We start from the raw sequence: 22,077 nt of genomic DNA on the forward strand, positions 1-22,077 counted from the left end.
GTCGAAATAAGAACTGTTGCGCTTTTCTCAGCCGTAAAAGCCTTTCCCCTCCGCAGCGAGCTGTTCGATGAGGGGTGCCGGCTGGAAATACTCTCGGCCGACGAGAGCGCTGTAGCGCTCGAGCGCCGCCTTGATGTTCCGCAGTCCGATCTGGTCCGCGTAGAACATCGGCCCACCAAGGTAGGAGGGAAAGCCGAACCCGCTGGTCCAGATCACGTCGATGTCGCCCGGTCGCGCCGCCGCTCCTTCTCCGAGGATCTTTGCCGCCTCGTTGATCATCGCGTACAGGCAGCGCTCCAGGATCTCCCCGTCGGAGATCTCGCGTGCGGCGATGCCGCGTTCCTGGCGGTGAGCGGCGATGATGGAATCCGCCTCGGGATCGAGAGAGGGCCTGCGGTTCTCGTCGTAGCGGTAGTAGCCGGCGCCGGTCTTTTGCCCGAGCCGACCCGCGGCGACGAGCCGGTCGACGATGTTGCAGGCCTTTTCCCGCTCGCTCATCCGGGACAGACGTGCGGCACGCGCGGCTGCCATGATGTCCATGCCGGCAAGATCCGCGAGGGCGAAGGGGCCGATGGGAAAGCCGAAACCGCTGAGGACCCGGTCGACCTGTCCTGGTGTTGCTCCGTCCTCGAGAAGGAACTGTGCCTCGCGCGTCCGTTTGGAGAGCATCCGGTTGGCGACGAATCCTTCCGACCGTCCGACCATGACGGGCGTCTTGCCGAGCTTGCGGGCCAACGCCGTAATGGTCGCAAGAACATCGGGGGTCGAGCGGGAGGCACGCACATTCTCCACGAGCTTCATCACATGAGCCGGATTGAAGAAGTGCATGCCGGCCACATTGTGGGGCCTACGGCTGGAATTCGCGATTTCCTCGATATCGAGGAAAGAGGTATTCGTGACCACGATGGCATCGTCACGAAGCGCGTCGTCAAGTCTACGCACGACATCCGCCTTGACGGAGAGATCTTCGGTAACCGCCTCGATCGCGAGGTCCACGTCGAGGAGGTTATCATACGTTCGCGTCAGGGTGAGACGGCCGAGGCGCTCCTCCACCTCTCCCGCCGTCATCGAGCCGCGCTTGAGGCTATTCTCATAGGTCTTGGCAATCGCCGCCTTCGCCTTGCCGAGGCTCTCGTCCGAAAGACCGATGAGAACCACGGCAAGCCCGGCGTTGAGAAGGCTCGTCGCAATGCCCCGCCCCATGGTTCCGGGACCGACGACCGCAACCTTGCGGACGTCGCGCGGCCTCACGTCCGCGGAAACGCCATCGATCTTCAACGCCTCGCGTTCGGCGGCAAACAGGTGCCGCAGGGCTCTCGATTGCGGAGAGCTGAGCAATTCCTTGCAGGTCGCATACTCACGGTCGCAGGCTTCGGAGAAGGGAGATGACATTGCCATCTCGACGAGATCGACAGCCCTTTGCGGTGCGGCGAATCCCGGAAATTTTTTCGCCATGGCTGCGCGAGCCGATGCGAAGACACCCGGATCATGAGGCGGGATCGGAAGATCGCTCACACGGCGAACACGAGCCCCCTCCTCGATGACACGCCGTGCGAATATCATGGCGCTCCGGTGGAGGTCACCTTCGGCAATCGCGTCGACAAGCCCATTCGCCAGCGCCTCCTCGGCGGACACCTGGCGGCCCTCGCCGATCATCGAAAGAGCCGCTTCCGCACCGATCAGGCGCGGCAAGCGAAGGGATCCGCCGGCGCCGGGCAGTATGCCGAGTTTGACTTCAGGCAGTCCCAGTTTTGCCGAGGGCGCAGCAATACGGTAGCTGCAGGCCAGAGCGACCTCCAGCCCTCCCCCGAGCGCCGTCCCATGCATGGCTGCGATGATCGGCTTTCCGCAACGATCGAGGCGGGCGATCACCTCGCCGAGCAGAGGCTCGTTCATGGGCTTTCCGAACTCGCGGATGTCCGCCCCGGCCATGAATGTTCGACCGGCGCAGACAATGATCATCGCTCGAGCGGCATCGTTTTCCTCGAAGGCCGCGACAGCGTCTCTGAGACCTGAGCGAACGGAATGCGACAGGGCGTTGACGGGCGGATTGTCGATGGTCGCCACGAGAATATCGCCATGCATATCGAGCGATACCGTTCTTGGAATACGCTGAGTCATTCTGAAACTTTAGCCCTCTGTTCTCTCGTGGACACCGGTCGTGAGAACGACCTTTCCCTGCACGGATCGCTCCATCACCAGGTCGAGAGCCTCGTTGAACCGCTCGATGGGGTAAGAGGCGAAGATGTGCGGCCTTAGCTTTCCTTCCGCAAACCACCGGAGCAGCTCCGCGACGTTCTCGGCATTCTTGTCGGGCGCAGCACGGGCATGAGCGCCCCAGAAAACACCGATCAGCGAACTCTGCTTGAGAAGGAGGAGGTTCAGCGGGATTTTTGGAATGTCGCCGGCCGCGAAGCCGATCACGAGGTGCCGCCCGAAAAGGGCAAGGCTGCGCAATGCCGTTTCCGTGATCGTCCCACCCACTGGATCGTAGATAACGTCAACGCCTTTGCCTTCGGTGATGTCCTTGATCCGATGGCGCAGATCTTCGCGGGAGTAATTGATCGTTTCGTCTGCCCCATAGGAGCGGCAGAGGGCGAGCTTGTCGTCACTGGACGCGGCCGCGATGACTCTTGCACCCATGCATTTGCCGAGTTCGACAGCCGTCAGACCAACCCCACCGGCCGCGCCAAGGACGAGAAGCGTCTCGCCGGGAGCAATTCGTGCCCTGTCCTTCAAAGCATGATGGGAGGTCCCGTATGTAATCAGAAAACCTGCCGCTTCCACAAAGCTCATTGCGTCCGGGATCGGGAAGACGTGAGAGGCTGGAACGACAGCCTCTTCGGCGTATCCGCCGAAGCCTGCAAATCCAAGAACACGCAGGCCCGGCGTAATCCTGGTCACGCCCTCCCCTACTGCCGTCACGACCCCGGCAACCTCGCTGCCGGGAGAGAAGGGCCGGTCCGGCCGGGTCTGATACTTGCCTTCGACGACAAGACCGTCGAAGAAATTCACTCCGCAGGCTTCAACGGCAATAAGAACTTCGCCCTTGCGGGCGACAGGCGCGGCGACGTCTTCCATCCGCAAGTCGGCCCTGGGCCCGAATTCTCTGCAAAGCACCGCTCTCATACCGAAAAGCCAACCCTGTCAGCCGCCCGACATGGTACGGCACCGATGGCCCTATGAATTGCCAGAGATGACGACCGGAAACATCGTCCAATGAGACTAACGGGAAGACGGGGATCATTTCAGGTCCCTAGTCCCTTCGGACGTTGAGCAAAGCACGTCATGCGCGAGTCTGCACGGGTGCATGAGGGAGACTGCGATGGATCGGACCTTGGGACGCCTGGCGGGAAAGGTCGCGTTCATTACCGGTGCAACAGGTGGTATCGGCGAAGTGGCCGCACGCCTTTTTGCACGGGAAGGCGCATCGGTCGTGATCGCGGGGCGCAGCCGCGACAAGGGCGAGGCAATCGCTCGCGACATCACCGAGGCGGGACACACCGCCCTCTTTGTCGCGACCGATGTAACGGATCCGGACAATGTGTCGGCATCCTTCTCGGCCGTGACGGAACGTTTCGGTCGGCTCGATGTCCTCTACAACAATGCCGGCGGATCGACCTCCGCGGACGGGCCCGTTACCGAGGCTCCCTTCGAGGAATTCTGGCGCTGTCTGAAGCTCGATCTTTTCGGAACATGGCTCTGTTGCCGCCATGCCATTCCCCTGATGCGCCGATCTGGAGGCGGATCGATTATCAATTCCGCCTCCATCGTTGCCGAGATGGGAATCCCCAACCGCGATGCCTATACGGCTGCCAAGGGTGGAGTCGTGGCGCTCACCCGCTCCATGGCCGTGGAGTTCGCCAGGGACAACATTCGCGTGAACACGGTGATCCCGGGCGCGGTCGGCACGGAACGCGTCCTCGGCTTCTATGAGCGTGAACCGCACCTGAAGGCGCAGTGGGATGCCTATCTTCTCGGCATCGCCGACCCGATCGACATTGCCTATGCGGCGCTTTACCTCGCCTCCGACGAATCCCGCCGCGTCACCGGTCAGAAGCTGCCCGTCGACAGCGGAATCCTGATCTCCTGAAGACCGTTTACCTAGTCCCTTGAGACGATGCAGGCTTGCGGGCCGGACCCCTTGATCCTGCCGGCCGATAACGTCCAGAATCCCCGATGAAGAGATATCTCCGATGGAAATCCTGAGCCAGATGCTTGCACGGAATGCACGCCTCCTTGGGGATCGCACCTTTATCGTCGCGAACCAGGAAAGCCTGACTTATGCCGGCTTCCACGCGCGCACGGCGCAGCTTGCGAATGTCCTGGCCTCGAGAGGGATCAAACGAGGCGATAGGGTCGGGCTTTATCTTCCAAGCACCCCGATGATGGCTGTGGGGTTCTGGGCCTGTCAGCGGATCGGCGCCATTCCCGCGCCGATCAGCGCCATGTTCCGGCACAGCGAGCTGCGGAAGATCGTCAACCAGGCCGCGATGTCGGCCTTGATCGCCGATCGCACGACCTGGCCCTATTTCTCGGAGATCAAGGACGAATTTCCCGCCCTTCGCATCCTTGTGGCCTCCGGCGACGGCTCGGAGGCCGATCTGGAAACCCTGGTTGCGGCTGCGCCGGAAACCTTCTCCGACGCAGACTGCGCGATGGACGATGTCGCGGCACTCTTCTTCACGTCGGGCACGACCGGGACTCCCAAAGGGGCAGCGCAGACGCATTTCAACCAATGTTCCACCCTGAGGGACATGATGGTGTCGCACAGGGCGCGGTACGGCGCCGAGACCTATCTTTGCGCGGTTCCCCTCTTCACGAATTTCGGCCTCACGGTGACGCTCAATCTCTGCCTCTATACGGGCGGAACCATCGTTCTTCACGAACGGTGGGATACGGAAAGGGTCCTGGCCGATATCTCGCGTTTCAAGGCGACCTATTTCGGAGGCACGCCCACGATGTACGTGTACATCGTGAACTCGTTCGATCCGGCACGTCACGATCTCTCGTCTCTTCGCGTCTGCACCACGGGCGGCTCCCCGGTGCCGCAGCCCGTAATCCGCCGATTCGAGGAATTGAGCGGCGCCCGCGTCACTCAGGTTTACGGATCGACGGAAAGCTCGGGCCAGAACGTGATGGAGCCGACAATCGGCGTGAGAAAGCCGGGATCTGCAGGAATTCCTGTGGGAAGCTCCCGTATTTCCATCGTCGATGATGAAGGGCGACGCCTGCCCCAGGGGGAGATCGGCGAGGTGATCATCGAAGGAGATTGCATCGCCAAGGGATATTGGCAGGATGAGAAAGCCACCCGGGAAGCCTTCGCCCAAGGCGGTTGGAAATCCGGCGATCTCGGCTATCTCGACGAAGACGGATATCTCTTCATCGTGGATCGCAAAAAGGATGTGATCATCACCGGCGGCCACAATATCTACCCTCTCGAGATCGAGAACCTGCTCTATCAGCACCCTGCCGTCGCGATGTGCGCCGTGGTCGGTATCCGGGACGACAGCAAGGGTGAGATCCCCGTGGCCGTGATCGTCAGATCGGGGGAGCACGTCGCCGACGAAACCGAAATCGCGCTTTACTGCCGCGAGCACCTCGCAGCCTACAAGGTGCCGCGCGCCATTCACTTCATTGACGAGATGCCCATCGAAGCGGCGAAGATCAGAAAACGCGAGCTGGTGGCGGCCCTGCATGAGAACCGGCTCGATGCCTACCGGCGGCGTTGACGGATCACGAGGGGAATGCGTCGCCGGCGGCGCTGTAGGCACTCCAGCCGCCGTCGACCGGCATCACGGTGCCGGTCACATACGAGGCCCAGTCGGAGAGAAGGAAGGCCACTGTTGTGGCCATCTCGTCCGTTCGCGCGAAGCGCCCCAGCGGCGTCCTCTTTTCCAGGATGGCTCGATCGAACGCCTGTCGCTCGATGAGCGCCTGCACCATGGGGGTGAGCGTGTAGGCCGGGGCGATGCAGTTGACCCGAATCCCGGCCGGCCCCCATTCGCAGGCGAGCGTGCGGGTGAGATGAACGATCCCGGCCTTCGCGGCCGCATAGGCCGAACGCCTGGGAAATCCGCCGAGGCCGACGATCGATGATACGTTGACGATGGATCCGCCCGTCCCGGCCTCGAGCATCACCTGTGCGGCCGCCCGGCACATCAGGTAGGTTCCGCCCAGGTTGACATCGACGATGCGCTGCCATCGCTCCGGCGTCTGCTCATGAACCGGGACGAGATCGTCGCCGATCCCGGCCGCATTGAAGGCAAGGTCGAGCCCACCCAGAGCCTCGACGGCCTCCGAGACCATCCGGACGCTGTCCGCATGGCTCGACACATCCCCGATCGTCGCGGCCTTCGCGCCGGTCCGCTCCAGCGCTGCTGCGGCTCTGTCGCGGTCGAGATCGGCAATGGCAACCTCCGCGCCCAACTCTTGGAGGAGTTTCGCAGCAGCCTCGCCGATCCCGCTAGCGCCGCCTGTGACGAGGGCCTTGCGCCCGTCGAGCCTGATTTGAGCCGTCATCGTGCCTCTGGATCATCCGGATCGGCGCCCGCATCATCGGGCCGGAAATGGAACTCGGGCTGCCACTGGGCCGGAGCTTCATGATGAAGCCTGAGATAGGCTTGTGCGACGAGATCGTGATCGTAGGGGGTGCCTGCCTGCATCGTTCCGTGAATGGCGATGGTGCAGACATGGATCCCCGCGGGCCGCAGTTCCTTGTCGAGAGACAGCCCCAGGCTGCGGAGCGCGGCTTTCCCCAGAGACGTTGCTCCCCATTCGAGCCAGGGACCAAACGCCAGAACGCCCCCGGTCAGAAGAATGGTACCGGTCCCCCGCTCCATCATCGCCGGAACGACGGATTGGGCCGCATGAAGGGCTCCTGCCACATTGGTGCGGAGTGTTTTCATCAGATAGTCGCAACTCACCGGCTCCCCATGGGAGGCCCAGCCATCCGCTGTCCCGTATTTCACCTCCTCCAGACCGGAGCGGGTGACGAACCGGGACGGCTCGATCATGGCGGCGTTGTACAGGAGGACATCGGGGGGCCCGATCGTCCGGGCGACGTCCGCATGGATACGCTCCATCGCCTCGGCGTCGCCCGCATCGCCAACATGGCCTGAAACATCGAGGCCCTCTGCGCGAAGCTCGGATTCGTGACGCTTGATTTCCTCCGCTCGCCGGCCGACGAAGGCAACCTTGTTCCCGTCTCGAGCGAAGGCGCGGACAAGGGCACGACCCAGACCCGGCCCCATGCCGATGAGAAGCGTCGACGTCACCGCACTGCCTCCGCATCCGCTTTGACGGCATGAGACTGCGGCTTGGCGTCCTGCGGCCTCGCCCGATCCAGGGCGGAGAGCTTGCGTTCCTCCCGGTTCGCCAGAAACTCCTCGATCGTCCCCACCACGCCTTTGCGCAGGAAGAGGACACAGAGGACGAAGATCGCTCCCTGCATCACGACGACCCATGCTCCGAAGGAAGCGAGCTCGCGCTGCACGACGGCGATGATCGTCGCACCGACCACAGGACCGAGCATGGCTCCGACCCCGCCGATAAGGGTCATCAGGAGAACGTCGGCGGAGGTCATGAAGAACACGTCGGCAAGCGATGCAAGCTGGAAAATGATGGCCTTCATCGAGCCCGCGACGCCTGACAGCATGGCCGAGAGAGTGAAGGCAATGAGCTTGAACCGGTCCGCGTGGTACCCGAGCGAGATGGCCCGCGCCTCGTTCTCACGGATCGACTTCAGCGCTTGACCGAAGGGCGAGTGGACGACCCGGTTCACGAAAGCGAAGCCCGCCAGGAAGACCACCAGGGCGACGTAGTACATGTTCAGCGAGTTGTTCAAGTCGATCACCCCGAACAGCGTCCCGCGCGGGACGGATTGAATGCCGTCCTCGCCATGCGTCCAACCCGACTGCACCGCGTAGAAGTAGACGACCTGCGCGAGCGCCAGGGTGATCATTGCGAAGTACAGCCCCTGCCGGCGGATGGCGAGCCATCCGAAGAGAGCGCCGATGATCGTCGAAACGCCGACGCCCAGCAGAATGCACAGCTCGGTCGGCAATCCCCACACGGCTGCGGCATGCGCCGTCACGTAGGCGGCGCTTCCGTAGAAGGCTGCATGGCCGAAGGCCAGAAGCCCGACATAGCCGAAGACGAGGTTATAGGCACAGGCGAAGAGCGCCAGGCACAGGATCTTCATGCCGAAGATCGGGTAGATGAAGAACGGGAGAGCCGCGCCAACGGCCGCGAGGATGATCAGCCACAGCCGGCCATTCTCGAGAATGCTCCCGGCCCGGCCGGACGACAGGTCCGCAACCGTATGGCTGGTCGTCTCACGCCCGAAGAGTCCCGCCGGCCGGAAGATCAGGACGATCGTCATGATGATGAAGATCACGGTCGTGGACGCTTCCGGGTAGAAGACTTTCGTCAACCCTTCGATCAGCCCGAGCATCAGCCCGCTCACGATGGCACCGAAGATGGACCCCATGCCGCCGACCACGACGACGGCGAAGATCGTCACGATAATGCTCTGGCCCATCTGAGGGCTGACCTGATAGATCGGCGCCGCCATGACGCCGGCGAGCCCGGCCAATCCGACGCCGAAGGCGTAGGTGAGCATCAGCATGCGGGGGACGTTGATCCCGAAGGCACGGACGAGGTCGGGATTCTCGGTTGCTGCGCGCAGGTACGAGCCGAGTTTCGTCCGTTCGATGACGAACCATGCGCCGAAGCAGATGAGGAGCGCTGCGCCGATGACCCATGCGCGATAAATCGGCAGAAACATGAATCCGAGATTGATTCCGCCCCTCAACGATTCAGGAACGCCATAACTCTGACCGGCTGCCCCGTAGATGACGTTGAAGATGCCCTCGATCACCATTGCGAGGCCAACGGTGAGCAGAAGGCCGTAGGCATGTTCGAGGTCATAGACCCGGCGGATGAACAGTCGCTCCATCACGGCACCGATCAGGCCGACGATCACCGGCACGATGATGAGAGCCCACCAGTATCCGATGGACGGCAAGCCGAGGCCGGGGAAGAGCTCCGGCAACCGCAGCAGGTACCAGGCGCCGAATGCACCGAGCATGTATTGGGCGCCGTGGACGAAATTGCCGATGCGCAGCATCCCGAAGATGATGGCCACGCCGAGGCTCATCATCGCATAGAATGATCCATTGATCAGGCCGACGAGAAGCTGGCCGAACAGGAGGGCCGGCGGAACGCCAAACAGGTCAGTCATCCCGCTATACTCCCAGATAGGATTCGATCTTATGAGCGGCAGCGCCGAGTTCGTCGCGCCGGAAGGTTTCCACGACACGCCCATGCTCGACAACGCAGTGCCGATCCGCGAGCTGGGCCGCGAAGCGGAAGTTCTGCTCCACCATGAGCAGCGTGTAGCCACGGGCTTTGAGCCCTTGGATGACGGCGGCGATCTGCTTCACGATGACGGGAGCAAGGCCTTCAGTGGGCTCATCGAGCAGGAGAAACTTCGCCCCGGTTCGCAGGATGCGGGCGATCGCCAGCATCTGCTGCTCGCCGCCTGAGAGCTTCGTCCCCGGGCTCGACCAGCGCTGCTTCAGATTGGGGAAGAGGGTGAAGATCTCGTCCGTCGACATGCCGCCCGCAGTAATGACGGGTGGAAGCTCGAGATTTTCACCCACGGTCAGGCTGGAGAAGATCCCGCGCTCCTCCGGGCAATACGCAATCCCTCGCCGTGCGATGAATTCCGCAGGCCTTTGAGAAAGCTCCTCACCGCCGAAGCGGATCGTTCCGCTCTTACGGCGCACGAGCCCCATGATGCTGCGAAGGGCCGTCGTCTTGCCCGCACCGTTGCGTCCCAGCAAGGTGACGAGCTCTCCCTTGTTCACATGGAAGTTCATTCCATGCAGAGCCTTGCTCTCGCCATACCATGCCTGGAGATCGGCGACAGTCAGGGCGGAACCCGTATCCCTTGTCTCACTCATTGATGCTTCCGATATAGGCTTCCACCACGCGTGGATCTTGCGATACGGAGGAATAGGGTCCTTCTGCGAGGACCTGCCCCGCAGCGAGTACCGTGATGGTGTCCGACAGAGCCGCGACGACGGACAGATTGTGCTCGACCATAAGTATGGTCCGTTGAGTCGAAACCTTGCGAATGAGCTCCGAAATCCGATCGACATCCTCGTGACCGAGGCCGGACATGGGCTCGTCGAGGAGCATCATTTCCGGATCGAGAGCCAGCGTGGTGGCGATCTCAAGAGCGCGCTTTCGGCCATAGGAAAGTCCGGCCGCCGGCCTGTCGCGATAGCCGAGAAGCCCGACCGCATCGAGAAGCTCGTCGACTCTTTCGGAGAGATCGTCCAGGCTGCGCTCCGACTGCCAGAAGCGATATGAGCTTCCAAGCGGCCGCTGCAAGGCGATCCGAACGTTCTCTCTGACCGACATGCGCGGGAACACGGCGGAAATCTGGAAAGAGCGCACGATGCCTTTGAGTGCCACCTCGGCCGGGCGAAGCGCCGTGATGTCCTCTCCGTTGAAACGGATAGTCCCGGCTGTCGGCGACAGGAACTTGGTGATCAGGTTGAAGGTCGTGGTCTTTCCCGCCCCATTCGGCCCGATCAGGGCATGAATGGAATGACGCCGAACTTTCAGGTCGACAGCGCGGACAGCCGAAAAGCCGAAGAAATTTTTGGTCAGGCCGCTGGCCTCGATGATGTAATCGTCCTGCGGTGCGCTCTTGTGCAAAACGCTCTCTCCATAGTGTCCGGCCTATCGGGTCGTGGCGAGGTCCCGGGCTAGAGCATCGGACCCAAAAGTGGACTTGCACTTTTGGGACTGAATCCGATGGTCCCTTCATAAATGAGCGCATCGTTCTTGCGAAAAACCGGGTCCACTTTTTCGCACGATGCGCTAGGTTTCGATGAGGATCCCGCGGGCACGCGAGGAAAGCTGCCGCAGCTCGATGACTTTCTGATAGGCATCGGAGTGGTAGAACTCACGCGCTTCCGCCGCGCTGGAGAACTCGACGACGGACAGGGATGCGGGCCTCCAGTTTCCTTCGAGCGGCTCGATCGTATCGCTCGACAGAACGAAGCGGCCGCCCCCGGCCATGAGAATCGGCCCCGCCACCTCCCGGTAACGGGCATAGGCATCGGGATCGGTCACTTCGATTTCAAAAACGAGATACCCGGGCAAGACACGCTCCTGAGCGCTGAAGAGCGGACTGCCCGATCATCAGGAGCAGTCCGCCGCGAAGGGTCACTTCTTGACGAGCTTGCACTTGCTCTGGTTGAGCGGCCGGAACGCCTGTTCGGCCGGCACCGTCGCCAGGACCTTGAACACATCCTGCTTGTCGGCGCTTTCACCCGGCTTTTTCACCTCGAGGAGATGCATGTCGTGGATCAGGCGTCCATTCGGCCAAAGCGTCGCGTTGTGCGCGAAAAGGTCGTTGATCTTGGTATCGCGCAGTTTCGCCAGAACCTTGTCGGCGTCGTCCGTGCCAACCTCCTTGACGGCAGTGAGATAGTTCATCGTGGCCGAATAGGCCCCGGCAGCAACCCAGCCCGGCGCGTTACCCGTTTTCTTCATCATCTCGGTCTTGAAGCGCCTGGATGCATCGTCCGTATTCCAGTACCAGGGCGATGCGAACTGAATGCCCTTCAGGGCATCGAGGCCGATCGATCGCGCATCCGACTGATGGAGCACGGTCAGAGCGACGCGTTGCCCTTGGTCGATGAGCCCAAATTCCTGAATCTGCTTGAGCGCATTCACCAGCTCCGGGCCGTTGAGGGTCAGAGCAACCACCTTCGCGCCTGAGGATTGGGCCTGGAGGATGAACGATGAAAAATCGGTTGTGCCCAGGGGAGCGCGGACAGCCTTGACCACTTTTCCGCCCTCTTCCTCAACGGCGGTCTTCACGGTGTTCTCAAGGACTTTTCCAGCCTCATAATCCGGCGAGATGATGAACCAGCTTTCGCCGCCACGATCGAGCTGAGCCCGGACGGAGGAGCGAGCGACGGAATAGGCATCATAGGCCCATGAGACGCCGTATCCGTTGCAATCGTCCTCGGTCGGCCTGTCCGTGATCGGCGAAATGAAAAGACCGACTTTCTTGTTCTGGCCGAGGAGAGTGTTGACGCTGAGCGCAATGGCCGAATTGGCGATATCGACGATGGCATCGACATTGTCGCGTTCGAGCCATTCGCGGGCGATGGAGAGCGCGACTTCGGGCTTGTTCTGGTGATCGGCCGATACGAACTCGATAGGCTTTCCGAGCACGGAGCCCCCGAAATCCTGGATGGCCAGCTTGACGGCATCGACGACCTCAGTGCCTCCGAGCGCCGAGAAGGAACTGCTTTGGTCGTTGAGAACGGCAATCTTGACGCTGGGTGCCTGCTGCGCGGACGCGGTGAGCGCCGTCGAAAGCATGAGCGACGTCGCTAACATCAGTCTTTTCATTTCTTCCTCCCGGGTGGTCTCTTGCCGCATTGAAGCAGATGCCGGACCAGGGCCTCAGGCTCGCAGGTCCCGCCAACCCACGGCATCGTCCGAAAAGACTAAAACCTTCTCACGCAAGCCGTTCGGATGCAGATTGAGGGCCCATCGAGTGGCTGGCGCAAAGGGATATATCTGCCCCGATCAAACGGGCTCGTACACGCCGTCCATGCTCGCCTCGCCACCGGTTTTCACGAGACCTCGCCCGATCAGACTTTCAACATGGGCGAGGACGGTCAGACTGGCTGCTCCGTGGAGGGTGGGATCAATTCTTCGGTAGAGCGCATGCACGATATCGGCAATGGTCCGGTCACCCTCTCTAATCCGGGTGAGGATCATCGCCTCCCGCATTTTGCGATAGGCGCGAATTCCTCGGACGTGGTCCAAAGGCTGCAGGATCGCCCCGCCATGTCCGGGAAGATAAGTCCTGTCATTCCTTTCGAGGAGCTTATCGAGCGAAGCGATATAGTCCGACATCGAGCCGTCAGGCGGTGCGACGACGGTTGTGGACCACCCCATCACATGGTCGCCGGAGAACAGGATGTCCGTTCCCACCAGGCTGTAGGCCATATGGTTCGCGGCGTGGCCGGGCGTATGGATCGCCTGAAGAGACCAGCCATCGCCGGCAACGATGCCTCCGTCCTGGAGAGCGAGATCGGGTGAAAAATCGAGATCGCCACCTGCCTCGACCAGCTTGTCGACCTTCATTCCGGCAGGCTTGAAGCGTCGATGCCGCCCCTCCCCGACTGTCAATGCGCCGGTTGCCGCCTTCAGGCATGCCGCCAGTGCCGAATGATCGCGGTGAGTGTGCGTGACGAAGATGTGACTGACCGGCCGTCCTCCAATGATGGACAGGAGGAGCCGGAGGTGTTCGGCATCATCCGGACCCGGATCGATGACCGCGAGTGTTTCGGCGCCGATAATGTATGTGTTCGTTCCCCAGAAGGTGAAGGGGCTCGGATTGTTTGCCGTCAACCGGCGAATGCCGGGCCCGACCGGAACGGCTTCGCCATAGGCGGGACGGCTTTCCGCTTCCAGATCAGATCCTCGGCTTGCCATTACACCATCCTGAGGTTCGCATGGTCCTTCTGCCGACATCGGCCTTGGAGCAGGATAAACCGGCGCCGCGAAGCCTGTCACGTCGCATCGCCGACGGAGGTCTGGACTTGTCTGGCCAGCGGCCCCGCTGAGTCGCTCAGCCTTACGGGCCGCGCGGTGCCGCTGATGCGTTGCCGATTCGGTTCGGGTTCGGCCAATGGAGCGCATTCCACAAGGAACGCGAGAGAACGGTCGGCAAGCCGCTGATATTCTCCATCCCCGTTGTTGCGCCACCGGATGGCTCCCTCCGCCAGTGCCTTCACGATCACGGCAGGATTGCCGGCAATGAGACTGCGCTGTGGAGCACGCATGTCGGACTTCACGAGACTCAACGCGGCAACGAGGCACTCGTCGCCGATCTCGGCGTTGTCCAGCACAACGGAGTTCATACCGACAAGCGCGTTCTCGCCTACGGTGCAGCCATGCAGGATCGCTCCGTGTCCGATGGTAGCGCCGCGCCGGACGATGCAGTCGGAATGTGAGGAGGTATGCAGCGTGCAGCTGTCCTGTACGCTCGAATCGCCCTCGATCAGAATTCGCCCGAAATCGCCTCGCAGCGATGCTCCCGGGCCGATATAGCAACGTGGCCCGATGATGACGTCGCCGATGAGAACTGCCGTGGGATGCAGATACGAAGTCGGATGAACGACAGGGACAATTCCCTCTAAGGCATAGACGGGCATGATCGGAGCCTTTCAATGACAGTCACGGCGACCCGGGCAGCGCTCCCGGGGCGGCCCGCGGCGCGAGACCACATCATGTGGTTCACCCACGGCCTGCCTCTCTGGCGAATGTATGTTCAGGGCCAAGCGGGGCGTGAAAGACCCGCGCCGCAACCCGCTCCCGATGAAAGGATGGGATGCCCCAAGCCTGGGTGAGCGCGACAATGCGCTTCAGATAGAGGTGGACATCCACTTCCCAGGAATAGCCCATGGCGCCGTGGACCTGAATCGCCGTGTGAGCGGCGAGCTCCGCCGCCTCGGCCGCGGCGAGCTTCGCCTGGGACACCCGAGCACGGGAATGGAGATCGTCGTGAGACATCTCGGCTGCGGCCGCATAAAGCACGGGCCGTGCGAACTCGATCTTCACCTGAACGGTGGCGAGATGATGCTTGATCGCCTGATAGGAACCGATCGGGCGGCCGAACTGCTGTCGCTCCTTGGCATAGGCAACCGAGAGATCCACGCAAGCCTGCGCCATTCCCAAGAGCTGGGCTGCCGTGAAGAGCGCGCCGCGGTCCAAAGCCTGCCGAAGAGGGCCGAACGCTTCCTCCGGACTTGCAAGACGCGTCGCGGCCTCAGGGGCAAAAGCGAGGGAATGCAGACGCCGGAAAGGATCGGCGCTCGGCTGCATCGTCAGCATCTCGCGAGACAGCGCCACAAGATGGAGACCGTCATGTCGGGAAACGAGAGCGACCGATGCCGTGTCGGCGTTCGGGACGAATGGATTGACCGGGTGAGAGACAGCCACGGCGATCTCTCCTGAGAGAGCCCGCTCGAGATCGGAAGCGACGCCTGGCCGGTCCGCGAATGCCGCCAGGAGAGGAATGGCGATGCCCACATTCTCCACGAGCGGCTCGGGAAGGCAATGATAGCCGCAGGCCTCCGCAACCTGCACGAAATCGGCGGCCGAAAGTCCGAGCCCGCCGCATTCCTCCGGAACGAGAACACCGGCAAGGCCCAGTTCTCCGAGCTTCGCCCAGCGCTTCTCGTCGTAGGTGCCGCCGTCCGCCATGAGCCGGCGAAGATCCTGCGAGCCGCAAACTTCTGCGAGGAGCGCGCGGACTACCTCCGCAGTCATGACCTGTTCGTCGGAGAAACGGAAATCCATTATATCGCTCACGCCCGCGGCAGGCCGAGCATTCGCTCGGCGATGATGTTGCGTTGAATCTCGTTGGATCCGGCATAGATCGGGCCGGCGAGGGAGAAGAAATATCCATCGATCCAGCGCCCGGCCTCCTCGGCCTCGGAGGCGTGCTTCGATAGTTCCGCTCGCGCACCGAGAAGCGAGAGAGCGGTCTTGTGCATGGCGATATCCATCTCCGACCAGAAGATCTTGTTCGTGCTCGCCTCCGCGCCGATCTTGCCCCCCGCGTCGAGGCGGGACGCCGTGTTGTAGATCGACAGCGCGTAAGCCTCCGCGTCCATCCAGGCTTTCAGGACCGCGGCGCGGGTGACTGGGTCGGCCTCCTTCTCGCAGGACTTGTACAATTCCACGAGCCGGCCGGCGGTCACCTGAAAGCGCGCCGGACTGCGCAGCATGAGGCCGCGCTCGAAACCCGCCGTCGCCATGCAGATCGACCAGCCCTCTCCCTCGTCCCCCAATCTGTTGAAAGCCGGTACGCGCACGTCCTCCAGAAAGATCTCGGCGAATCCGGTCTCTCCATCGATCTGCGGAATGGCCTGCACCCGAACGCCCGGCGCATCGAGGGGGAAGAAGATCAAGGACAGGCCCTTGTGGCGTTCGGATTGCGCGTCCGAGCGGAACAGGCCGAAGGCCCAATCCGCGAACACCGCGCGCGACGACCAGATCTTATGGCCCCGCAGAACGTATTCGTCGCCGTCCCGTGTCGCACTCGCGCGCACGGCGGCAAGATCGCTTCCAGCCTGCGGCTCCGACCAGGCCTGCGCCCAGATCTCGTCGCCCGATGCCATCTTCGGGAGGAAGCGGCTTTTCTGCTCAGGTGTGCCGTATTCCATCAATGTCGGCCCAAGCAGGAAGATGCCGTTCTGGTTCACGCGCAGTGGAGCGCCCGCCCGGTAATATTCCTCCTCGAAGATGAGCCATTGAATAAGATCGAGACCGCGGCCGCCATAGCGTTCCGGCCATGTCACCATTCCCCAGCGCCCTTCGTTGAGAACGCGTTCCCAGTTCCGGTGCGCCTCGAATCCTTCGCGGCTCCCGTCGAACGACGGCAATGGCTTGCGTGGGACATGGGCTTCGAGCCAGGACCGCACGTCCCGGCGAAAGGCGTTCTGCTCTTCGGTATAGGTCAGGTTCATGGATGTCCTTGCCAGACGACGGCCGTTGCTGACGCGAGCGTCAGCTGTCTCCCGCCTGCTTCTTGTTGGCCGCGGCCATGCTCTTCGCGTCGTGGCCTCCCAGCATGTTGCCGGTCGTCAGATCGTTCTGGGCGTGAGCAAAGTGGTGCATATGGTAATGCGCATCCATGGCCGTTCTCTTGCCGCGCAAATCCTCGACGTGATTCACGGCCTGCTTCGTGAGCCAAAGCCCAAGGCGGGGCTGCTCGGCCAGGCGCTGCGCCATGGCGCGTCCCGCAGCTTCCAGTTCAGACCGGGGCACGGTCCTGTTCACCATGCCGAACTGTTCCGCACGCGCGGCAGGAAGCCTCTCGCCCATCAGGATGAACTCCTTGGCTACCCGTGGAGGAAGCTCGAAGGCGTGAGCAAAGTATTCGACACCCGGTATTCCCATGCGAATGACCGGATCCTGAAAGAACGCATCCTCGCTCGCAACGATCAGGTCGCACACCCAGGCGAGCATCAGGCCGCCGGCGACACAGGCTCCCTGGACGAGGGCGATCGTCGGCTTGGGAAGGTCGCGCCAGCGACGGCACATGCCGAGATAAACCTCGTGCTCCCTCGTATAGAGCATCTCGGCTGCCGGCTTGTTCGTATGGTCGGCAAAGAGGAGGCGGCGTTCGAACGACCTGTTCACATCGCGGCCCGGCGTTCCGATATCGTGCCCTGCCGAGAAGTGCTTGCCCTCACCCCGCAGGATGATGACCTTCACCGTGTCGTCATCGACAGCCCGGCGAAAAGCATCGTCCAGCGCGTAAGTCATCTGGGAGTTCTGGGCGTTGTTGAATTGCGGCCGGTTCATCGTCACCCAGGCGATCGGGCCTTCCCGCTCATAGCGGACCGGCTCGTCCGTCTCGTAGGTGATTTCCGCTTTGCGCGGTTCGACAAGATCGCTCATGACGGCCCTTTCCCAGTGCTTGTGCCGGGCCATGCAGCCTAGGCCCGTCATGAGACGCTGCAATCGTCCAAAGAGACTACCGGCAGATCATGTGCAGATCGCAGCGAGTTCCTCCATATCGGCGGCGCTGAGCCGCCATGAACCGGCCTTGGCGTTGCCGGCGACCTGCTCCGGCTTCGTTGCGCCGGCGATCACGCTCGATACGATCGGCTGTGGCCGTTCAAGGCCGCAGAGCTACAGCATCGGGCACCACCGAACTCACGTCCGATGCTTTAATGATCCGACGCCATCTTGAGGCCGATCAGACCGATCAGGATGAACAAGGCGCTCCCGACCCGCAGGGCCGTGGCCTGCTCTCCGAGCACGGCGATCCCCACCAGGAAGGCACCGATGGCGCCGATACCCGTCCAGATCACGTAGGCCGTGCCGAGGGGAAGCACCCTCATGGCGAACGACAGCAACCCGAAACTGGCAATCATCGCCACGATGGTCACGATGCTCGGGACGAGCTTCGTGAACCCCATCGACTGCTTCATGGTGTAGGCCCAGAGGACCTCCAGCAGTCCCGCCACGACCAGATAGACCCAAGCCATTATCCTAACCTCTCTGGTGTCCCGGATGGAGCGCATCGTTGAGGTCGATGCAGGTCGGCATCGCAAACACATAGGCCTGGAGGACGGCGACGAGGAACTCGAAACCCGTCAACGCCACGGTCATGGCCAGAGGAAGCGGCCCGAGCCCCGCGTATCCGGCACCTGCCGAACCAAGGACAACGACGAAGCCCCCGAAGACCTTCAGGACGATTCATGAACACGGCCGCGTTCCTCACGCCGAACGCGACTCCGCCCACGCTCCCGAGAGGAACGAGGGTTTTGACGGCAAACTGCTCGATAGGGCTGGCCACCGGGGATGCCTCCGCTTTCAGATCCAAGCCGCAGAAACGGCAGGTCATGCCGCGACGGTGGGGCCGTCCCCGATGAAGCGAAGGCCAAGGGTCGTCCCGAGGCAGGATGGCTATATCAAACCTCGCGAGGTTGAGGCAAGAGCATGACGGAGGCTGTTGCGGAGATCGGCCTGCCAAGCCACTCATGCAGGGCCCCTGCCTCGGCACGGGAGATCTGCGACAGATCGCAATAAAGCGAGAACGCAGGCACAAGCGATCGTCATCGCGTTCTGACGCTCATCGCATCCGGCCTCCAATCTCTCTTGGCGGAGCCTGCATCCTCGGCAATGAGTTCGTCGATGAAGGCCCGGAAGTGCGGATTGTGCCGGTTCCGGATCTCGCTCCAGCAGGCTCGCGCGCCGGGAGACGCCATGATGGCCTTGATGCTTTCGCGGATACCCGACCAGTGCGGCGCATGGATCGTGCGGATTTCGCTCTGCACGTAGACGTTCTCGGCCCGGCGCAGGAAGCTGAGCAGCATGAAGCCGAATTGCACCCGCTCCACTTCGCCGAGCGAGGCGAATTCCCGTCCGGCCCGGATGTAGAGATCGACAAGCGCCTTGTCCTTGGCGATGTCGAAGGAGATCGACGCGAAGGAGTTCACCACCTGCTGGAAGGTCGCCGCCCGCACGGCGCGCGTATTGCCCCGGATCTGGATGGAAAAGATGATCAGCGTGAAGATGACGCCGACACCGCTGACGGTCGTGGCAAGCCAGGCGAAGTCCTGCAATGTCATGACGAACCTCATGGCCCGTTCGAGGCAGGCACCGTGTCGGTCTTGCAGCCCCGAGAGATCCGCTGCCTCCACGCACTTTCCCAGGATAGTCCCCGATTGCGGCGATTTCCCCGCCGGGCAAGAGGGGACCGGCGACCATGAACGCCACGGGCGGCCCTTGAAACCCGCTCATGACGTTTTCGGAGACAGGAGCTAGACTGGCTCCTGCGACGAGGGTCTCCGCCGTCCCGCTCCATGCCCGCGAGGCCCTTCGTCGATCGGCGCACCGGCCGCCTTGGCGCTGCCGGCCACCGCTCCGCGCATCCGGTCATGAGGAAGAGGAGAGCCCGCCATGCCCCAACCCCACCTCACCCGTCTCGACGGAACAGGTCTCAGCGGACCGCTCGCCCGGAGCCGCTGGTGGCTCTATGCCGTCGGCATCCTGCTCATCGTGGCCGGATCGGCGGCCCTCGCGCTTCCGTTCTTCGCCAGCCTCGCGGTGGAGGCCGTGGTCGGCTGGGCCTTCGTGATCGCGGGCATTGCCCAGTTTCTCTACGCCCTGCGCACCAAGGGCTGGGGCGGCTTCGTCTGGCAGGTGCTAATCGCGGCCGCCTTCCTGGTCGGCGGCTTCACCCTCATCACCAATCCCGTCGCGGGCCTGATCAGCCTGACCCTGGTGATCATCGCCACCTTCGTGGCCAGCGGCGTCCTCAAGATCCTGATCGGCTTCCGCCTCAGGCCCATGGACGGATGGGGCTGGTTCCTGCTGCTGGGCGTCCTGTCTCTCGCCGTCGGCGTGCTGATCTGGAACCGCCTGCCGAGTTCGGCCGCCTGGAGCCTGGGGCTGCTCGTGGGCATCGACTTCCTGTCGACCGGGCTCGTGTTCCTGCGTTTCGGCTATCTGGCGGGCCAGACCTCCCGCATCGCCGGCGCGGGGATGGAAGCCATGTCCTGACCGGCGTCAGGCCGCGCGGGAGAGCCGGTGCACACGGCCGTCGCCGCCGCCGCTCGTCTGCGTGCCGGTCTCGTTCTGCGCACGATCCATGGGGCCGCGTCGCAGGGCGACGAGGAACTTGCGCACTTCGTCGGCCAGACGGTCGCCCTGGACGGCCACCTGCCTCGACGTGTCGAGGACGGAGCCCGCGAGCTGCTTGGTCTCGGCCGTGTTCTGGCTCACGCTATGGATGTTCTCCGTGACCCCTTGCGTCCCGACCGAGGTCTGCTCGACGCTGCGCGCGATCTCGGCCGTGGCGGCGGTCTGTCCACTGATGCTCTGCGCGATGCGCGACGTGGCGTGATCGATATCCGCCACGATGGTGGAGATCTCGGACACGGCGGACACGGCCGCCGTGGAGGCGGAGCGCAGTTCCGCGATCTCGCCGGCGATCTCGTCCGTCGCCTTGGCGGTCTGGGTGGCAAGCGCCTTCACTTCCTGCGCCACGACGGCAAAGCCGCGCCCTGCCTCGCCCGCGCGCGCGGCCTCGATGGTGGCGTTCAGCGCCAGCAGGTTGGTCTGCGACGCGATGCTGGTGATGAGGCCCACCACGGTGCTGATGCGCTCGACGGCGTTGTTGAGGCTGTTGACGATGGCGCCCGTGGATTGCGCCTCCTCGGCCGCCTGCCGTGCACGCATGGCGGAGTGGTCGGCTTCGGTTCCGATCTCCTGCGCGGAGGCGGCGAGCTGCGTGACGGCGGCAGCGACGGTCTGCACGTTGACGGCCATGTCGGCCGCGGTCGAGGCCACGAGGCTGGTGCGGTCGTCCGTGAGGGTCGCGCCTTCCTGCAGCACCGACGCCATGGTGCTCATGCCGGCGGAGGATTCCGAGAGGGTTTGGACGATCGCGTTGATGGCCTGCTCGAACTCCGCCGTCGAGTGGTTGAAGGCCGCCAGACGGAATTCGATGACGTGCGAGGCCTCGTTGATGATGGTCGCGCCGTTGAGCAGCGCCCCGTGGAGTCCGTCGGGCAGGATGCGCCGGAAATACTGGTTGTTGCGCACCGCGTCCATCGCGGCCGAGGACTCGCGGATATAGGCGTCGACCCGATCGGTCGTGTCGTTGACGGTGCCGTGCAGCTTGCCCAGCGCTCCGCCTTCCCGGCTCCCGATGATGCGGGCCTCGAAATCGCCGTGCCCGATCCGGTCGATGATGTCGGTCGCGGTCGCGATGGCGCGGTACGTGCGCAGCAGCATCACGCCGCCGAAGATGAAGCCGGCATCGGCGAGGAGCACGGTGAGCGAGGGCATGGAGCCGGTGACCGCGGATGCGACGGCCTGCCCGGTGACCGCGAGCGCCGCGACGGCGAAGCCGATGCTTGCCTTAGAGAGAGAAGACAAATTCATCATAGCTGGCCTTATTCGCGGTGGCGGTTTGCATGAGGTGCCCGTGGGAGGCCGCAAGCCCCTCCTTGGCATTGCGGAAGGAGGCTTCGATGCGGGTGAGTTCGGCGTAGAACGGCGCAATGACCTTTTCCACCACGTCCCGCTTCGGAACGCGGCGGTTGGAGTGATAGCCGCAGACTTTCAGTTGACTGTCATAGGACGGCGTCACATGGGCGAAGACCCAGTAGTGATCGCCGTTGCGCGCCATGTTCTTCACATAGGCGAAGACCTCGCGACCGTCCTGGATCGCGTCCCAGAGGATCTTGAAGACCGCGCGCGGCATGTCCGGGTGACGGATCATGCTGTGCGGCTGCCCGACGAGCTCCTTCTCGGTGTATCCGGCGATCTCGCAGAAAATCCTGTTCGTGTAGGTCAACCTGCCTTTCAGGTCCGTTTTCGAGACGATGAAAGAATCGGGGTCGAAAAAGATCTCGCGCTGAGTGGGAGTGATCAATTGGCTCATCTACGGCGTTTGAGGAGTGGCGACGGCCTGCCCGGCCTCGCCCATCAAACGCGCCTTCT

Annotated in this window: 21 protein-coding genes and 2 pseudogenes; 3 read left to right on the forward strand and 20 right to left on the reverse strand. The window is 62.8% G+C overall.

The annotated features are described in order from the left end of the window. Positions 1-27 precede the first annotated feature (27 nt). Both RE429_RS00165 and RE429_RS00170 read right to left on the reverse strand, forming a co-directional pair. Positions 28-2,121: a 3-hydroxyacyl-CoA dehydrogenase NAD-binding domain-containing protein gene (locus RE429_RS00165; protein WP_414472401.1), complete on the reverse strand. Its 2,094-nt coding sequence runs from the start codon at positions 2,119-2,121 to the stop codon at positions 28-30. A 9-nt stretch (positions 2,122-2,130) separates the two neighbouring features. Continuing rightward, a complete protein-coding gene (locus RE429_RS00170) occupies positions 2,131-3,129 on the reverse strand; it encodes an NADPH:quinone oxidoreductase family protein (protein WP_414472402.1) in 999 nt (332 codons plus the stop codon). A 196-nt stretch (positions 3,130-3,325) separates the two neighbouring features. Here RE429_RS00170 and RE429_RS00175 point away from each other — a divergent pair, with 196 nt between their 5' ends. Together RE429_RS00175 and RE429_RS00180 are read left to right on the forward strand one after the other, a co-directional pair. After that, positions 3,326-4,093, forward strand: coding sequence for an SDR family NAD(P)-dependent oxidoreductase (locus RE429_RS00175; RefSeq protein WP_414472403.1), 768 nt, complete (start codon positions 3,326-3,328; stop codon positions 4,091-4,093). Between the two features lie 103 nt (positions 4,094-4,196). Continuing rightward, positions 4,197-5,732 (forward strand): class I adenylate-forming enzyme family protein, encoded by a 1,536-nt coding sequence (locus tag RE429_RS00180; RefSeq protein WP_414472404.1) that lies wholly within the window; start codon positions 4,197-4,199, stop codon positions 5,730-5,732. A gap of 4 nt (positions 5,733-5,736) precedes the next feature. Here the strand turns inward: RE429_RS00180 and RE429_RS00185 are convergent, their stop codons facing one another. The 16 genes and pseudogenes from RE429_RS00185 to RE429_RS00260 form a co-directional block, all read right to left on the reverse strand. Continuing rightward, positions 5,737-6,522 carry an SDR family NAD(P)-dependent oxidoreductase gene (locus RE429_RS00185; RefSeq protein WP_414472405.1) on the reverse strand — a complete coding sequence of 262 codons (786 nt, stop codon included), beginning with the start codon at positions 6,520-6,522 and terminating at the stop codon, positions 5,737-5,739. Beyond that, a complete protein-coding gene (locus RE429_RS00190) occupies positions 6,519-7,277 on the reverse strand; it encodes an SDR family NAD(P)-dependent oxidoreductase (protein ID WP_414472406.1) in 759 nt (252 codons plus the stop codon). Before RE429_RS00190 ends, RE429_RS00185 begins: the two co-directional genes overlap by 4 nt. Then, a complete protein-coding gene (locus tag RE429_RS00195; protein WP_414474262.1) occupies positions 7,274-8,203 on the reverse strand; it encodes a branched-chain amino acid ABC transporter permease in 930 nt (309 codons plus the stop codon). The genes RE429_RS00190 and RE429_RS00195 overlap by 4 nt, the downstream gene beginning before the upstream one ends. A gap of 132 nt (positions 8,204-8,335) precedes the next feature. Continuing rightward, positions 8,336-9,244 (reverse strand): annotated as a pseudogene (locus RE429_RS00200) (branched-chain amino acid ABC transporter permease); the annotation flags it as partial. 4 nt (positions 9,245-9,248) lie between these two features. Beyond that, a complete protein-coding gene (locus RE429_RS00205) occupies positions 9,249-9,968 on the reverse strand; it encodes an ABC transporter ATP-binding protein (protein WP_414472407.1) in 720 nt (239 codons plus the stop codon). Then, complete coding sequence (locus RE429_RS00210; RefSeq protein WP_414472408.1) at positions 9,961-10,731, reverse strand: ABC transporter ATP-binding protein; 771 nt, start codon at positions 10,729-10,731, stop codon at positions 9,961-9,963. The genes RE429_RS00205 and RE429_RS00210 overlap by 8 nt, the downstream gene beginning before the upstream one ends. 165 nt (positions 10,732-10,896) lie before the next feature. After that, on the reverse strand, positions 10,897-11,181 hold the full coding sequence (locus RE429_RS00215) for a DUF1330 domain-containing protein (RefSeq protein WP_414472409.1): 285 nt from the start codon (positions 11,179-11,181) through the stop codon (positions 10,897-10,899). A gap of 63 nt (positions 11,182-11,244) precedes the next feature. After that, complete coding sequence (locus tag RE429_RS00220; protein ID WP_414472410.1) at positions 11,245-12,444, reverse strand: ABC transporter substrate-binding protein; 1,200 nt, start codon at positions 12,442-12,444, stop codon at positions 11,245-11,247. Positions 12,445-12,624: 180 nt separating this feature from the next. Next, a complete protein-coding gene (locus RE429_RS00225; RefSeq protein ID WP_414472411.1) occupies positions 12,625-13,539 on the reverse strand; it encodes an MBL fold metallo-hydrolase in 915 nt (304 codons plus the stop codon). 77 nt (positions 13,540-13,616) lie between these two features. Then, positions 13,617-14,261, reverse strand: a complete 645-nt coding sequence (locus RE429_RS00230) for a gamma carbonic anhydrase family protein (protein ID WP_414472412.1) — start codon at positions 14,259-14,261, stop codon at positions 13,617-13,619. Positions 14,262-14,343: 82 nt separating this feature from the next. After that, positions 14,344-15,378, reverse strand: coding sequence for an acyl-CoA dehydrogenase family protein (locus tag RE429_RS00235; protein ID WP_414472413.1), 1,035 nt, complete (start codon positions 15,376-15,378; stop codon positions 14,344-14,346). Between the two features lie 38 nt (positions 15,379-15,416). Beyond that, the gene (locus RE429_RS00240) at positions 15,417-16,580 is read right to left on the reverse strand and encodes an acyl-CoA dehydrogenase family protein (RefSeq protein ID WP_414472414.1); all 1,164 of its coding nucleotides are present in this window, start codon (positions 16,578-16,580) and stop codon (positions 15,417-15,419) included. Between the two features lie 40 nt (positions 16,581-16,620). Next, the gene (locus RE429_RS00245) at positions 16,621-17,517 is read right to left on the reverse strand and encodes an enoyl-CoA hydratase (protein ID WP_414472415.1); all 897 of its coding nucleotides are present in this window, start codon (positions 17,515-17,517) and stop codon (positions 16,621-16,623) included. Positions 17,518-17,789: 272 nt separating this feature from the next. Then, positions 17,790-18,110: a DMT family transporter gene (locus RE429_RS00250; protein WP_370439076.1), complete on the reverse strand. Its 321-nt coding sequence runs from the start codon at positions 18,108-18,110 to the stop codon at positions 17,790-17,792. Positions 18,111-18,114: 4 nt separating this feature from the next. Then, positions 18,115-18,321, reverse strand: a pseudogene (locus RE429_RS00255) (F0F1 ATP synthase subunit A); the annotation flags it as partial. A 359-nt stretch (positions 18,322-18,680) separates the two neighbouring features. Continuing rightward, positions 18,681-19,196: a hypothetical protein gene (locus tag RE429_RS00260; protein ID WP_414472416.1), complete on the reverse strand. Its 516-nt coding sequence runs from the start codon at positions 19,194-19,196 to the stop codon at positions 18,681-18,683. Between the two features lie 331 nt (positions 19,197-19,527). On the opposite strand from RE429_RS00260, the gene RE429_RS00265 reads away from it, so the two are divergent. Beyond that, positions 19,528-20,130: an HdeD family acid-resistance protein gene (locus tag RE429_RS00265; protein WP_414472417.1), complete on the forward strand. Its 603-nt coding sequence runs from the start codon at positions 19,528-19,530 to the stop codon at positions 20,128-20,130. A gap of 6 nt (positions 20,131-20,136) precedes the next feature. On the opposite strand, the gene RE429_RS00270 is transcribed toward RE429_RS00265, so the two are convergent. Both RE429_RS00270 and RE429_RS00275 read right to left on the reverse strand, forming a co-directional pair. Continuing rightward, entirely contained in the window at positions 20,137-21,519 is a 1,383-nt protein-coding gene (locus RE429_RS00270) for a methyl-accepting chemotaxis protein (protein WP_414472418.1), read from the reverse strand. Beyond that, positions 21,494-22,018 carry a PAS domain-containing protein gene (locus RE429_RS00275; RefSeq protein ID WP_414472419.1) on the reverse strand — a complete coding sequence of 175 codons (525 nt, stop codon included), beginning with the start codon at positions 22,016-22,018 and terminating at the stop codon, positions 21,494-21,496. The genes RE429_RS00270 and RE429_RS00275 overlap by 26 nt, the downstream gene beginning before the upstream one ends. Positions 22,019-22,077 lie beyond the last annotated feature (59 nt).

Origin of the sequence: Microvirga sp. M2 (genome assembly GCF_047497095.1) — a bacterium.
Lineage (GTDB): Bacteria > Pseudomonadota > Alphaproteobacteria > Rhizobiales > Beijerinckiaceae > Microvirga.

Excerpts from the sequence above, each read along its gene's own strand:
- RE429_RS00165 (WP_414472401.1), bottom strand. The coding sequence starts at position 2,121 with ATGACTCAGCGTATTCCAAGAACGGTATCGCTCGATATGCATGGCGAT.
- RE429_RS00170 (WP_414472402.1), bottom strand. The coding sequence starts at position 3,129 with ATGAGAGCGGTGCTTTGCAGAGAATTCGGGCCCAGGGCCGACTTGCGG.
- RE429_RS00175 (WP_414472403.1), top strand. The coding sequence starts at position 3,326 with ATGGATCGGACCTTGGGACGCCTGGCGGGAAAGGTCGCGTTCATTACC.
- RE429_RS00180 (WP_414472404.1), top strand. The coding sequence starts at position 4,197 with ATGGAAATCCTGAGCCAGATGCTTGCACGGAATGCACGCCTCCTTGGG.
- RE429_RS00185 (WP_414472405.1), bottom strand. The coding sequence starts at position 6,522 with ATGACGGCTCAAATCAGGCTCGACGGGCGCAAGGCCCTCGTCACAGGC.
- RE429_RS00195 (WP_414474262.1), bottom strand. The coding sequence starts at position 8,203 with ATGAAGATCCTGTGCCTGGCGCTCTTCGCCTGTGCCTATAACCTCGTC.
- RE429_RS00205 (WP_414472407.1), bottom strand. The coding sequence starts at position 9,968 with ATGAGTGAGACAAGGGATACGGGTTCCGCCCTGACTGTCGCCGATCTC.
- RE429_RS00220 (WP_414472410.1), bottom strand. The coding sequence starts at position 12,444 with ATGAAAAGACTGATGTTAGCGACGTCGCTCATGCTTTCGACGGCGCTC.
- RE429_RS00225 (WP_414472411.1), bottom strand. The coding sequence starts at position 13,539 with ATGGCAAGCCGAGGATCTGATCTGGAAGCGGAAAGCCGTCCCGCCTAT.
- RE429_RS00230 (WP_414472412.1), bottom strand. The coding sequence starts at position 14,261 with ATGCCCGTCTATGCCTTAGAGGGAATTGTCCCTGTCGTTCATCCGACT.
- RE429_RS00235 (WP_414472413.1), bottom strand. The coding sequence starts at position 15,378 with ATGACTGCGGAGGTAGTCCGCGCGCTCCTCGCAGAAGTTTGCGGCTCG.
- RE429_RS00240 (WP_414472414.1), bottom strand. The coding sequence starts at position 16,580 with ATGAACCTGACCTATACCGAAGAGCAGAACGCCTTTCGCCGGGACGTG.
- RE429_RS00245 (WP_414472415.1), bottom strand. The coding sequence starts at position 17,517 with ATGAGCGATCTTGTCGAACCGCGCAAAGCGGAAATCACCTACGAGACG.
- RE429_RS00250 (WP_370439076.1), bottom strand. The coding sequence starts at position 18,110 with ATGGCTTGGGTCTATCTGGTCGTGGCGGGACTGCTGGAGGTCCTCTGG.
- RE429_RS00260 (WP_414472416.1), bottom strand. The coding sequence starts at position 19,196 with ATGACATTGCAGGACTTCGCCTGGCTTGCCACGACCGTCAGCGGTGTC.
- RE429_RS00265 (WP_414472417.1), top strand. The coding sequence starts at position 19,528 with ATGCCCCAACCCCACCTCACCCGTCTCGACGGAACAGGTCTCAGCGGA.
- RE429_RS00270 (WP_414472418.1), bottom strand. The coding sequence starts at position 21,519 with ATGATGAATTTGTCTTCTCTCTCTAAGGCAAGCATCGGCTTCGCCGTC.
- RE429_RS00275 (WP_414472419.1), bottom strand. The coding sequence starts at position 22,018 with ATGAGCCAATTGATCACTCCCACTCAGCGCGAGATCTTTTTCGACCCC.